This window comes from Candidatus Kapaibacterium sp., from assembly GCA_023957315.1.
In the GTDB taxonomy this organism is placed as follows: Bacteria; Bacteroidota; Ignavibacteria; order Kapaibacteriales; family UBA2268; genus PGYU01.
The window spans coordinates 38,988-53,598 of sequence record JAMLHE010000018.1; the positions used below are offsets into that span (position 1 = coordinate 38,988).

The 14,611-nt window shown below is 36.3% G+C and carries 9 protein-coding genes; 7 read left to right on the forward strand and 2 right to left on the reverse strand.

Annotated features, from left to right (window positions below; translation table 11 throughout):
* Position 1 precedes the first annotated feature (1 nt).
* Both M9949_13790 and M9949_13795 read right to left on the reverse strand, forming a co-directional pair.
* On the reverse strand, positions 2-1,345 hold the full coding sequence (locus M9949_13790; protein MCO5252474.1) for a hypothetical protein: 1,344 nt from the start codon (positions 1,343-1,345) through the stop codon (positions 2-4).
* 2 nt (positions 1,346-1,347) lie between these two features.
* Positions 1,348-4,107 (reverse strand): immunoglobulin domain-containing protein, encoded by a 2,760-nt coding sequence (locus M9949_13795; GenBank protein MCO5252475.1) that lies wholly within the window; start codon positions 4,105-4,107, stop codon positions 1,348-1,350.
* Between the two features lie 305 nt (positions 4,108-4,412).
* Between M9949_13795 and M9949_13800 the strand changes: the two genes are divergently transcribed.
* From M9949_13800 to M9949_13830, 7 genes are all read left to right on the forward strand, one after another.
* Entirely contained in the window at positions 4,413-5,630 is a 1,218-nt protein-coding gene (locus M9949_13800) for a pyridoxal phosphate-dependent aminotransferase (protein MCO5252476.1), read from the forward strand.
* The gene (pckA, locus tag M9949_13805) at positions 5,627-7,282 is read left to right on the forward strand and encodes a phosphoenolpyruvate carboxykinase (ATP) (protein MCO5252477.1); all 1,656 of its coding nucleotides are present in this window, start codon (positions 5,627-5,629) and stop codon (positions 7,280-7,282) included. Before M9949_13800 ends, pckA begins: the two co-directional genes overlap by 4 nt.
* Positions 7,283-7,529: 247 nt before the next feature.
* Positions 7,530-9,797, forward strand: coding sequence for a tetratricopeptide repeat protein (locus M9949_13810; GenBank protein ID MCO5252478.1), 2,268 nt, complete (start codon positions 7,530-7,532; stop codon positions 9,795-9,797).
* A gap of 173 nt (positions 9,798-9,970) precedes the next feature.
* Positions 9,971-11,134: a DUF2236 domain-containing protein gene (locus tag M9949_13815; GenBank protein ID MCO5252479.1), complete on the forward strand. Its 1,164-nt coding sequence runs from the start codon at positions 9,971-9,973 to the stop codon at positions 11,132-11,134.
* A 4-nt stretch (positions 11,135-11,138) separates the two neighbouring features.
* Entirely contained in the window at positions 11,139-11,804 is a 666-nt protein-coding gene (locus tag M9949_13820) for a hypothetical protein (GenBank protein MCO5252480.1), read from the forward strand.
* Complete coding sequence (locus M9949_13825) at positions 11,801-13,228, forward strand: SpoIIE family protein phosphatase (protein MCO5252481.1); 1,428 nt, start codon at positions 11,801-11,803, stop codon at positions 13,226-13,228. The genes M9949_13820 and M9949_13825 overlap by 4 nt, the downstream gene beginning before the upstream one ends.
* Positions 13,225-14,523 (forward strand): tetratricopeptide repeat protein, encoded by a 1,299-nt coding sequence (locus M9949_13830; protein ID MCO5252482.1) that lies wholly within the window; start codon positions 13,225-13,227, stop codon positions 14,521-14,523. The genes M9949_13825 and M9949_13830 overlap by 4 nt, the downstream gene beginning before the upstream one ends.
* Positions 14,524-14,611: the final 88 nt, after the last annotated feature.

Consider the following 14,611-nt stretch of genomic DNA (forward strand, 5'->3'; position numbering starts at 1 on the left):
ACTACTCCTTCACAAACTGCCCATAACCGGTGCGCGTGGGCGAATACAATAACAAATAATATGCACCTTTGGGGAGTTCGCCGATTGGCACTTCACCCGTAAATAGAGACTTTTGCAGCAATGCACCCTTGGCATCATAAATCAGATATTCATCATAAATATGAGCGTCGGCTAATTCAATTTGCAACAATTCATGTGTCGGGTTGGGAAATAGTTTCAACTGCTTAATCGGGAAACTTTGCGAAACACTTGACGGGTCAACACCTGTATAGCGGTAGATGTTATTGTAACTATTCATTGCAATACCAACTGCATTATATTTATCAATCATATAAACATAACTGATTCTGTCCGGATGACTTATATAACTGAAACTCGTATCTTCAATCCAAGTTTTACCACCGTCATTAGTCCAAAATATATTTGCTAATGCAACTGCTATTCCGTTTAATGTATCAGCAAAGTGAATATCCACTATAGGGTCATTTGGGATTATTACAGTGTCCATGACAACCTTCCACGATTTACCACCGTCAGAAGTTCGCCTAATAACCTTAGTCATTCCACCTACTGAACTGTATTCTTCACCATCATAACAGAAACCAAGGTTTTCGTTGTAAAAATAAAAACCACCGAATGGAGGAATCTCGGGACCCGGATAAACACTCCAAGTTTCACCGTAATCAGTTGATTTATGAAAATAATAAACCGAATCTACCTTATTATCTACTTCAATAAAATATGCAATTCCATCACCGTGAGTTTCGAGGTAACTCACTGCATTTTCGTTGATTAATTCAGGCCCATCAATTCTATACCAATTTATACCACCATCAATAGTCTTTTGTATTACTTGTTTGTTTTCAAGTAAGACCTGAAAAACAATACCAACTTTGTTATTCCAAAAGCTAATCTGAAAAGACCTCAATTGATTTTCAAATCTGTCCTTAGTCCAAGTTTCGCAATTATCGGTTGAATAATAATAATATCCTGAATCACAAACAACCATAGCAAGCGTTGTATCAGGATAAGCAAAGGCATTAGCTCTGCTTGGAGCAAAATATACTCCATCATAATTGCCGGGGAATTTCTCTTTATGCTTTATTTCCCAAGTCAATCCGCTATCTGAACTTTTTACCATAAAAGGTGACCGATAATCCATATTCGAAACAACTAAAAGGTCTTTTTTATTAGGCGATTTTATACCAATATAATGAGCAGATGCATTTGAGCCCAAACTATTCTTTGCTTTTAAATTATATACTGTTTTCCAATTTTCAGTAGCCATAGAATTTGTAAAACAGCAAATCCAAATAATTAATACAATATTGATAATACTTTTCATGCTTACTCCTTCACAAATATTTGCACATCTTCGCCGATTTTTACGAAGTAAACACCGCGAGTGAGATGCGAAATATCAATTCTTAAATTGCCGCTCCCTGAGCCTGTCGAAGGGTGAGGAGTGGTCATTACACATTCACCAAGCGTGTTGAAGATTTTTATTTCAGCAGTTTCATCAACCCTACGGTTAACCGTAGGGTTGATAGAGGTGTAGCTTATTTCGATGTAATCAGTTGCCGGATTTGGGAATAAAAGCGTTAAGTTGCTCCAATCTTCAACACTTGTCGGCAAACCATTGCCCAAGAATTCCACTTGAACTGTACTGTCAATGCGCTCGAATACAAAATATGCTTGGCAATCAATTTCGCCTTCGTATTTCGGCGAAAATGTCATAGTGATGTATTCTAATGATGATTCGTCAATTGTGAAAGGTAATGTCGGTTGCACCAATTCGAACGAGCTTTCCGATTCATTGCATTCCATCACAATATCAACAATTTTGACTTTGTAATTGCTTTGGTTAAGCATGGTGAACTCGCGACTGTCGGATTCGCCTATTTCGAGCGTCCCGAAAAATACTGATTTCCTGTTAGTAATGACGTGGAATATTCCTCCGAACGAATAAAGGTTGAATAATCCGGCATCTGTAATCGAATTCGTAAAGAATTTAAGATGTGCCGAAATGGAACCTGAAATCGTCGGAGTACATTTAACTGATAATGCTAAAGAATCATTCGGCAGTATTGTCACCGAATCCCCGGGAGCGAGTATCTCAAATTGGTCAATATTCAATCCACCGATTCTAATGCTATCTATCAATAAATCAGCATCGCCAACATTATGAATAATAAATGAGGTTGTGTCAAGTACGTAACCTAATGGAATTACGTCAAAATTGATGTTTGATGCTGAATATTTCATTCTTGCACCCGGTTGGGGCAATAATACCGACACTTTTATAATAATCGAATTTACTTCGCCACAACTATTTTTCAAACGACACTGATAATTACCACTGTCATCTTCAACGGAATTTTCAATGATATATTCCGGTGTGTTGGCACCCTCGATAATAACATTGTTTTTATACCATTGATACGAATCTGCATCTTCGGCAGTTACTCGTAATGTAACCGTTTCGCCCACAACAACTTGTTGGATATTTGTCTGAGAAGTGATTTTAGGTAGAGGGTCAACCTTAATTGTCGCTTTGTTGCTTTGGATAGTACCGCAAGGATTTCTGACTTCGCAATAATATTCACCGGCGTTTGAAGGTGTCAAATTTGTAACAGACAAATTAGGGCTGTTCGTTCCAATTTTACTGCCATTATGGTACCAAGTGTAGATTAGTTCGAGCCCGGTTGCTGTAACGCTAAGGTTAAGGTTCTGTTTTTCGCATAATGTTTGCGAGCTTGGCTGTTTTGTTAAAGTTGGGACGCTGTTTAAGGCTAATTTTGCAATATTAGTAGTAATCGGTGCGCCGCAATATCCTGTCACCTTGCAAGTGTAATTGCCGACGTCTTCAGCGCGAACCGACGAAATTACATACGAATCACTTTTTGCATCTTTAATTTCAGAATTATTTTTATACCATTGGTATGTTACCGAATATCCGTCAGCTTCGACGTAAAAGGCGACCTCTTCACCAATACAAGCGTTATAAGAAGATGGTTGTTGAAGTATTTTAGTGCTTCCTCTGACAAGAATTTCAGCATCCTTAGTCGGCATGATTATGTTGCATGAGGAACTAAGCAACACTCCGTAATGTCCATCGCTATTTTCTTGAACATTTTTAATTGTATAAACCGAATCCGTTGCTCCGGGTATTGGATGCCCATTTTTTCGCCATTGGTATTTTATACCTGTGCCTTCGACTTCGACCCACATCTTATAATCATCACCTACGCATAATGTTGCCGGAATCGGGTCTTTTGTGATAGTGAAATTACCGAAAATGCCAAATCTATCCGATATTGTCGCAACAGTAGCATCATTGACATCAGAAATCTTCAATTTATAATTGTCACCTTGCTTAAATCCTGCCGGAACATCCCACACATAAGCACCGCCCACAGCATTGAAATTGCTAACAATCATAAATGACCACGTGTTGCCTCCATCACTCGATAGCTCGATATTGACATGAGTAATGCCGGCTAAAGACCATCGTATATAAGCTTTATTGTTGACACAAAAATCGATTCCCGATTTTGGCTCGGTGATAGTAATGCCTTTTACAATCACCTCTATAGGTTCCATCCAATTCCATTGTTCAGAGGTTTGAGCTTTGTCATCTAAATCTACGCCGCAACCGATAGCCCTTAAGTAATATTTCCCGGGTACTTTTGGGGCTTTCCAAGTAAAACCGAATTCAGCGTATCCATTGGACATTTCCTTTGGGGTTGAATGAGTTATTTCTCCTCCAATTGTTTTTGTACCGCTTACGGCGCTTATGGTTCCCGTGTTGTCTTCGCCTGTTATCGAAGTCTTAATAGCGGCATTTACTCCGGCTCCTGCAGCGGTAGAATGTGCTACTTTGATAGTAATTGAAGCAGATTCTTCCGGTTTAAAGATAAAGTTCCCTTTTGAACTTGTTGCTGTAAGTTGAACTGCGGTGTTTTTGGAACTTGCATGGCATCCTGAGCCCGCACATCCCGCAGAAATAGTTGAAGTTCTGGTTGCACGACCTGTTTTGGTTGCATAAATTTCGACAGAACCATAAGCAACAATTAGTATTATTAATATAGTAGCGAACTTTTTCATTAAACAATATCCAAATATAATTTTTCAAATTTGGTAAAATTAACAATAATTTACATTTGTTCAAAACATATTCACATAATTTCTTGATATTTCTACAAACTAAATAAAAATTTAGATTATGCTAATTTACAAAGTTAAGTTAGTAAAATTGTGACATGAAAAGTACATATTGCATCGAAAATGTTTTTTTATTGTGACATAATATCTAATTTTTCGGTAAGTTTGTATTTTAAAAATGATTTTGTAAAAAATTTTCATTTTAATTGTATGTTTTAAATTAAATTCACATTAAACAAAGGTAAACAATGAGTTTAAGTTTAATCGGAAAATCAGTCAGTGTATCGGCTACTCTCAAGTTGAATGAGACAGCTGCAATCCTGAAGCAAAAAGGAGAACCGGTTATTCATCTCGGTGGCGGCGAGCCTAAAACAAAAGCTCCCGTTGAAGCATTAATGGCAGTTGCCGGATTTGTCAATTCAGGAGAAATCCGTTATACTCCTGCTGATGGCATTCCAGCCCTCAAAAAAGCAATAATCAGGTACACCGAAGAATTTTATAACCGCAAAGTCGAGCCCGAAAATATTATAGCCTCGAGCGGAGCTAAGCAATCAATCATGGTTGCTCTCCAAGCTATTCTCAATCCTCAAGAAGAGGTAATCTTCCCGGCGCCGTATTGGGTTAGTTATCCGGAAATGGTGAAACTCATCGGCGGAGTTCCGGTGCCCGTTCATGCCGAAGACGGTTCCTTTTACCCGCGTTTGCAAGACATCGAACAAAGAGTCACTTCATATACAAAATGTATCATCATCAATAGCCCAAACAACCCGACAGGTGCTATGTATTCCGAAAAATTCATCGCAGAAATTGTCGAATTTTGCGAACAACGCAGCATTTGGTTGATAATGGATGATATCTACCATCGTTTGATTTTCGATGGTAAAAAGCCGCTTAATTGCTATAATTACGCCAAAGATACCTCTGAAAATTCTAAGCTAATCGTTGTTAACGGAGTTTCCAAGCAATATGCTATGACCGGTTTCAGAATTGGTTGGGCAGTTGGCAGCAAAAGATTGATTGAAGCTATGACCAACATTCAGGCACATCAGACTTCGGGTCCTTCCGCAATTACTCAAATTGCAGCCGTAGCAGCTATTAATGGAGTACAATCTTCGGTCGAAAGCCTTAGATTGACTTTGGAAAATAATAGAAATATTATGATGGATAGGCTCAATTCCTTTGATGGAGTAAAAGCCTACAAGCCGGACGGTACTTTCTATTGCTTCGCAGAGTTCAGCTATTATCAAAAAGATTCCACAAAATTATCCAAATTTTTATTGGACAAAGTGAGAGTTCTTACTATGCCCGGAATCGAATTTGGCTTAGACGGCTTCCTCAGACTATCAACTTGCGGTACTGTACGTGAAATTACAGAAGGAATTGAAAGAATAAAATGGGCTTTGGACCCCAATGCTCCAAACGAATTATATATTGGTGAACGAAAATTAGTGAGGGATTGGTTATGAAATATTTAGATTTTGATACTCCTGCAGTAAAACAAGCCGGCGAACTTGCGTCCGACTATAAACTAAGTAATCACGGTCTTATAAACCTCGATAAAGTTTTTTGGAATTTGCCGGCTTCGGCATTGTACGAGGAATCAGTTTTCCGTGGCGAAGCACATGTTACCGATGGCGGTCCACTCGTGGTACATACAGGTAAATGGACGGCTCGCGCTGCAAACGATAAATTTATCGTCAGCGAATCCGAAAATCATGACAACATTTGGTGGGGTGTTTATAACCGCCCGTATTCTGCCGAAAAATTTGGCGTTCTATTCTCCAGATTGCAAGCATTTCTTGAAGGCGAAGAACTTTTTGTTCAGGATTGTTATGCGGGTGCAGACCCGGATTACAAACTTCCTGTCAGAATTATAACAACACATGCTTGGCAAAGCCTTTTTGCTCGCAATATGTTCATTTTGCCCAAGTCTCGTGATGAATACAAAAAGCACATTCCCGAATTTACAATGATTGCTGCTCCCAAATTTAGCTGCGACCCAAGAATTGACGGTACCAGAAGCGAAACAGCGATTGTGTTGAACTTTGCTGCACGAATCGGGCTTGTACTTGGTTCAAGTTATGGTGGCGAAATTAAAAAATCTGTATTTACCGTAATGAATTACTTATTGCCACTCAAAGAAGTTATGGCGATGCATTGCTCGGCAAATGTTGGCAAAATGAAAGATGTGGCTCTATTTTTCGGGCTATCGGGTACAGGTAAAACCACTTTATCGGCAGACCCTAATCGTCAACTAATTGGCGATGACGAACACGGTTGGAGCGATTCCGGTGTGTTTAATTTTGAAGGTGGATGCTATGCAAAAGTTATCAGACTTTCTGCTGAACACGAACCACAAATTCACGATTGTACAAAACGTTTCGGTACAATTTTAGAAAATGTTGTCTATGACAATGCTACTCGCAAAATTGACCTCGATGATGATAAATTGACTGAAAATACTCGCGCTTCATATCCATTGGATTTCATTCCTAATGTGGTCGAAGAAAAAATGGCTTACTCGCATCCGAAAAATATAATATTCCTAACTTGTGATGCAACCGGTGTTTTGCCACCTATTGCTCTATTAGATATGGAACAAGCCATGTACCATTTCATAAGTGGTTACACTTCGAAAATTGCCGGAACTGAAATCGGACTTGGAATCGAGCCCGAAATCACGTTCAGTGCTTGTTTTGGAGCTCCATTTATGGTACATCATCCATTTTACTATGCTGATTTGCTACGTAAGAAAATGGAAATGCACGGCACAAAATGTTGGTTAGTCAATACCGGCTGGGTTGGTGGCAAGTTTGGTGTCGGCAAACGTATCAGCATTCGTCATACCCGAAACTTACTCAATGCAGCACTTGACGGAAAATTGGATAATGCGGAATTCAGAACTGATAAAGTTTTCGGATTCAAAGTGCCACTATCATGTCCTGAAGTGCCCGAAGACGTATTGGAACCATCAAATGCTTGGGGCAATAAAGATGAGTATTGGAACAAATACGATAGTCTTGCCGCACGTTATATAGAGAATTTCAAACTATTTGCGGAAGGTTGTCCTGATTCAGTTCGGAATGCCGGACCAACTCGGATAGATAAAAAGCAATAAAGTATTTAAAACTTAATTTAAAGGGAGCAAATGCTCCCTTTTTTTTGTGAAATACCGCAAAGCACGATTAGCACTTATTCATTGTTAGATTAACATAAAGCATAAGTGCGTCTTGCACATACATTTTGCCTCGAAATCTCCCAAAATGAAAATTATTTAATATAACAAATGCCGATTTCATTAGGATTGAATAGATTCCTTTCTTACATTTGTAAGTTAAATAAATTTGATTGGAGTCCGAGAAATTATGAAATTGAGATTTATATTACTGCTGTTTTCAATTTTATTACTCAGTAATCAAATTGTACTATCTCAAGTTCAAGGACAACAAAGGATTGATTCGCTATTGAACGAAATTACAAATTTGCGTGATGATTCGACCGGAGTAATATTATTGGCGCAATTGTCCTTCAGTTACCAAGGAATCAACCCTCAAAAAGGTGTTGACTATGGAAATATGGCATTCAACTTAGCAAGCAAAATTAAATGGGACAAAGGTATATCGGAAGCATACAATGCCATTGGTACTAACTACATGTCACTTTCGGAGAATCAAAAAGCATTAGATTATTTCGAGAAATCTATCAAAATCAATATGCGGATTCAATATAAAAGCGGTATTGCTACTAATTACAATAATATTGCCATAATGTATTCCAGAGAATATGATTATGATAAATCTCTCGAATATTATGAAAAGGCTTTGAAAATTAATCGAGAATTAGGTAAAAAGAATGCTATTGCCAGTAATCTATTTAATATTGGAAATATTTATCGAAATAAGTTGAATTATAACAAGGCAATCGAAAATTATTTTCAATCCCTAAAGGTAAATGAAGAAATTGGCAGAAAAGTCGGCGTAGCTAATAATTTAGAGAATATTGGGTTGATTTATTCTCGTCAGAATATTTTTGATAAAGCGATTGAGTACTATCTAAAAGCTCGAGATATAAATGCTGAATTAGGTAGAAAGGTTAATTTGGCTAACAACATTAATAATATTGGAGTTATATATACTCACCAAAATGATTACTTGCGAGCAATTGAATACTTCAACGAATCACTCGAAATTAATTTGCAAATTGGTAATCAGCGTTCAATTGCTAATAATTATAGCAACTTGGGAGATGTTCAGCAAAAAATCGGCAATTATGCTAAATCTTTAGAATTTTTCCATAAAGCATTAGAAATTAATGAAAAAATTGACAATCCAAACGGTAGAGCCATAAACTATGGTAATATCGGTACTACTTATTTGAACCAAATTCTTTTTCCGAGTGGAGACACCAATAATAGAACAATGGTTTTGGATGAAGCTCTGCAAGATACAATTTTGAATAAAAGCTATTTTTATCTCAATAAAGCGATTAGTGTTTTGACAGAATTAGACGACATTCACAAATTATCATATTATCACGAAAAATTAGCACTTGTGTGTGAATTATTAGGTGATTATCAAGCTGCCTACGAATCCTTCAGAAAGCATAAAACTATGCAAGACAGCATATTCTCATCGGAAAATAAAAAAGTATCTGAATCAATTGCAGAACGTGACAATCAACTAAAAGATGAAAAAATTAAAAGTTTGGAAGCCATTGACCATATCAATGATTTGTACAAATCAATATTGTTTGGCAGCGTATTCTTCCTCATAATTTTGTTGACAACAATATACGTTAGATTTAGAGAAAAGAAGAAGTTAAGCGAAAAATTAACTTTTCAAAATCAAGAAATTGAGATTCAAAGAGCAAACCTTGAAGAAATGAACGAGCATGTTTTTTCTTCAATTCGTTATGCTTCTTCTATTCAAAATGCTTTACTGCCTTGGGAAAATACACTTGCGAATTCCTTCAAAGAGCACTTTACAATTTACAAACCCAAAGCAATAGTTTCAGGTGATTGTTATTGGTACCAAAGTGTAAATGGAATTAAATTTGTGGCAGCTGTAGATTGCACCGGTCATGGCGTGCCGGGTTCGATGTTAGCCGTTATTGCTAATACTGCTCTTGATGATGCTGTTGTAAGCAAAAGACTCACCGATACATCAGAAATATTGCACAATATAAATATGAAAGTTACGGAAGTTCTTCACCAACGAGATTTAGAAAACACATCACGAGATGGTATGGAAATAGCATTGGTAGCAATTCATAAGGAAAAATTGCAATTTTCCGGTGCAGGACGACCGCTTTATATTTTCGACAAGGAACTCGAGATTATCAAGACAGACCGCAAAGGCATTGCAGGTTATTTGAACAATTTAGACTATGAATATAAGTCTCATGTATGTCCGATTCACGATGGGATGAAAATTTATTTAACTACCGATGGTTATGCTGACCAAATGAACGAAGAGGGGAAAAAATTTGGTACAAAGAGATTTCTTGAACTATTGAAAAAAATATCAATGAAACCACTCAAAGAACAACATGAGATATTACTTAGCGAATTAGCTTTTCACCAAGGCAGCAGAAACCAGATTGACGATATTACAATTGTTGGTATTGAATTGTGACATATTCCATCTGTTTAGTAACTTATAATTATACATTTCATTGAATATAAATATAAAGTTCACATAAACTTTATTAAAGTTAATTATACGTTGTAATGTTAATATAAATTAATTGGAAAAAATGAATATATAGCATATTTTTGTAGTTTGCAAATAAATTAGGGTAAACTAAATTGGAGCAGATTACAAATGTTATTCTTGACAATGCCAGACAATTAGGAGATTCTCATGCTGACGATTTCATAAGTGAAGTTGTTAAAAAGCATGAATTAAAGGAGATTAATGTTTTCTTCAAATCATTGGTTTACAACAACCAATTGCACAAACCCGGCATCCCGTCAGACTTCACTGACTATGTAAATAAAAACTCAAGTCTTCCTGCTTGGGCTGACAAATCAAAAATCGAAATTGCCCAAAATGCTTTCACTCGAATTGGACCCGTTTTCGTAGTTTCCTATTTTTGCAAATCACTCCCGGAATGTTACGCTTGTGGCAAAGGTGCCGAAGTCTTGTATAAAACGGGACGTCTGACCACCCATACCCGAAGACGTGTAGCCCAAACTGCACAATTTGTTCTTGATGTAATGTCACCCGGAGGATTGGAAGAAAATGGGCGAGGCATTGCAACATCACTCAAAGTTAGACTGATGCACGCCTCAATCAGATATTACTTTATGAATGAGGTAAATCGCGGGAAAATCGAATACGATCCGAATAATTACGGTTACCCGATTAATCAGGAAGATTTGTTAGGCACAATGCTCGCATTTTCTTGCGTGGTTATAGAAGGAATGGAACGTCTTGGTTTCACGATTTCTGTAGCTGAAAAGGACGCAATATTGCATTTGTGGAAATGTGTCGGGTATCTGATTGGCATTGACGAGAAATTAATGCCGATTGACTATCATACAGCGCTCCAAACTTGGCAAATGATTACCGAAAGACATTTTAAACCCACGATGGCAGGAAGTGACCTCACTAATCTATTGGTAGAATTTTTAGATGAAATATTGCATGAAAAGTATTTATATGATGTAGTGCCGATTATGATGCATAGACTTTTGGGCGACAATACTACAAAACTTGTCGGGGTTCGTACTCCGAAATTATACAATCCAATTGCTGTTATCTCATTTATATTAGGTATATGGCTATTGAAATTCGAAAGTCGAGGTTTTATTTCTAAAATAACTTCACATTACGTGAATATGAAACTTATGATTGGTTTGGAAAAATATATAGCCGAAGGCGAAGATACCGGCATATATATTCCTCCAAGTCTTCGTAAAGATTGGCAATTAGACAATCATTTGCAATCATTATTTAAAAAGAGGTAAATCTATGGATAATTTGCTAAATCTTCAAAATTTGAATCTACCTCAAATGATTCTATTTATAATTGGATGTATTTTTTGGCTGCTTACATATATAATCTATATTAAAAATATCAAATCCAAACAATTTGTAGAGATTCCACTAATAGTTGTCTGCCTGAATATTGCTTGGGAATTCATTTGGAGCTTTCCATTCGGTAGCTCTGTGGGCGACTATATGGGAACTTCGATTCAAATAGGCTATAGTTTGTGGTTTTTCTTTGATTGTTTCATATTTTGGGGAATTTTGAAATATGGTTACAAACAGTTCCAAAACCCATTCTTTCGCGATAATTCTAAAATAGTAGCTATCATCACTGTTATTTTTGGATTGATATTTTTCTATACATTTAAAAATGCCGGATACGATACAGAAATTGGAACAATTTCAGCATACCTCGACAATATTATGATTTCAGCATTATACATATTCCTATTTGTCAATCATGCCGATAAATCGCTCTTCTCATATCATGTAGCTTGGTATAAAATGCTCGGGACTGGTTTAATATCAGTTGCTTTAGTTTGGCATTGGAACGAAAATTATTTTCTGATGTTCATCACAACGGTAGTTCTGCTGTTAGATATTTATTACGTATTCATTGTGCATAAAAGGAGGAAATCCCTCAAATGAACAAGAGTTTCATAAAGAATATTACCACAAAAGGCGTAAAGCCCGGAATGACAGCTCATGAAGAAAAGGGTGTAATTATAACAAATTACATACTTTTACTGGCTTCCGGTGTCGCCTTTTTGCGTATCTTTTTGTTTTTATATACAAGTGATTTCTATCACAGTTTGATTTCAATAGCTTCAACTGTGCTATTTCTATTCGCATATTATATGAATACAAAGCAGTATTATGATTTTGCTAAATTTTTTCTAATGGTATCAGGTACTGCAGGTCCATTAATGAAGGAATTAATGTCCGGCGGAACAGGAAATCAACACTTTCTCACTATAGCAAGTTTTGGTGTAGTTTTTTTATTGTTCAGTTTAAAAGATAAAGTCAAACTGATAATAGCACTTATGCTGCCTACATCCAGTATTATCATCACAATATTTTTCCCCAATATCATTTCCGAACCAATAATCTTATCTCCCGAAACGATGAAAATGGAGAAATTTTTTGGAGTAATGTCGGCAAGTATTATTATTGTGTTTGTCATATGGTATTTCGTCAAACAAAGCGCCAATAGCGAATTAAAGTTAATAAGTTCAAACGATTTACTACAGAAATTCAATAATGAAATTTCTGAGCAAAAAGCATTGATTGAAGAGCAACATAGGGCACTCACGGCTTCAATTCAATATGCGAAAGATATTCAGTCCGTCATATTACCTTCAAAAACAGAACTCAATGCCTTGTTCCCCGACAATATTATATTCTACAAACCAAAAGATGTCGTTTCCGGTGATTTTTATTGGTTTGCCGAAACCCGAGATTGGAGATTTATCGCAGTGGTTGATTGTACAGGGCATGGCGTTCCCGGAGCATTCATGTCAATGATTGGCAATGATTTGCTTAACCAAATTGTAATTTTGCAAGGAATCACAAAGCCTTCTGTTATATTGCGAATGTTGCACGAAGGAGTCCGAACTACTCTAAAGCAAGATGTAGAAGATTCTCGGCAAATGGATGGCATGGAGGTTTGCTTGCTTGCTTTCGATAAAACGCAAAAGAAAGTTGTCTTTTCAGGTGCAAAAAGACCATTGTGGATAATCCGATTCGAAAATGGGAAAAAGAAATTTGTAGAACTTAAGGGTGACAAACACTCCATCGGGGGACGCCAGAAAGAGGAAGAGCGGACTTTCACAGATTACAATCTCGATTTTGAAGACGAAAGTCTTATGCTCTATCTCACAACTGACGGCTTCGCCGACCAAATGAACGAATCCGGAAAGAAATACGGTTCTAAACGTTTCACTGAGCTTTTAAATTCAATCGCTGATAATCCATTATCAGAACAATATACAATCTTGAGTAATGAACTCGCCGCTCACCAAGGTGACAAGCACCAAATTGATGATATAACAATAATAGGGGTGAGGATATGAGAAATTTGATAATATTTTTCGTAGGATTCTTTTCTTTAGTAAATATAAGCTTAGCCCAACTTGAGGGTCAAGCGAGAATAGATTCACTCCTTAAAGAGCTACCTAAAATAAAGGAAGATACAAATGCGGTGAATTTACTTTCAGAGCTATCATTTTTATACTATTCAATTAATCCGGATAAAGGTATTGAATTCGGAAATAAAGGATTAAAAATTTCCGGAAAAATTAATTGGAAGGAAGGAGAAGCAAAGTGTTATAGTTCGTTAGGTGTGAATTATGTAGGAGGGAAATCTGACCCTTCAAGAGCACTTGAATATTTCACTATAGCTCTCAAAATTGATGAAAAATTTGGCAATATAGCCGGTATTGCCAGACATCTGGGAAATATTGGAATAATTTTTGAGAATCAGTCTGACTATCTAAAAGCTCTTGAATATTATCAAAAGGCTCTTAAAATTGATGAAAAATTAAATAATAGAGCCGGTATTGCCAGACATCTAGGAAATATTGGACTTATTTATGATTATCAAGCCGACTATCCAAAAGCTCTTGAATATCATTATAAGTCACTCGACATCGAAAAAGAGATGGGGAATAAGCCTGGGATTTCAATGAGCTTTGCAAATATTGGAATCATATATAAGAATCAATCCGATTACCCAAAAGCCATTGAGTATTTCCATAAAGCCCTTAAAATGGATGATGAAATTGCCAATAAATCTGGAATTGCATCAAATCTTGATAACTTAGGAACAATTTATACATACCAATTAGATTACCCCAAAGCACTCGAATATTATCATAAAGCACTAAAAATCAACGAAGAGATAGGTAATAAATTTAGAATAGCTGTAAATCTTGAAAATATTGGGAGCGTTTATTTCTTTTTATCCCAAGATTCAACATTTGAAAATAGCGAACCTATAACACAAGTATTTCTAAATAGTGATTTTTATTTAAATAAATCCATTGAATTATCGGAAAAAGCTCTTAAGATTTATATTGAAATTGGTGCAATTTACAACTATTCAAATTTGTTACATTCACTCTCCGAATCATACAAATTTAAAGGCAACTATAAAAAAGCTTTCGAAGCATTTAAAGAATATAAAGCATTACAAGATTCAGTTTTTTCTATGGATAAGCAAAAGGAAATAGCTAATCTCGAAGCGATTCGCGAAAATGAATTAAAAGATGCTGAAATAACAATTTTAAATACGCAGAAGAAGGCGCAACAGTTTCAATCATACTTGCTTGGCGGTGGAGCGATAGTTCTTTTAGGGGCTTTTTGGTAATGCCTTCCTACGTTTTCGCGAAAAGAAAAATTGAGCGACAAACTTGCAATTCAAAATAATGAAATTGAAAATCAGAAATTATTAGTAG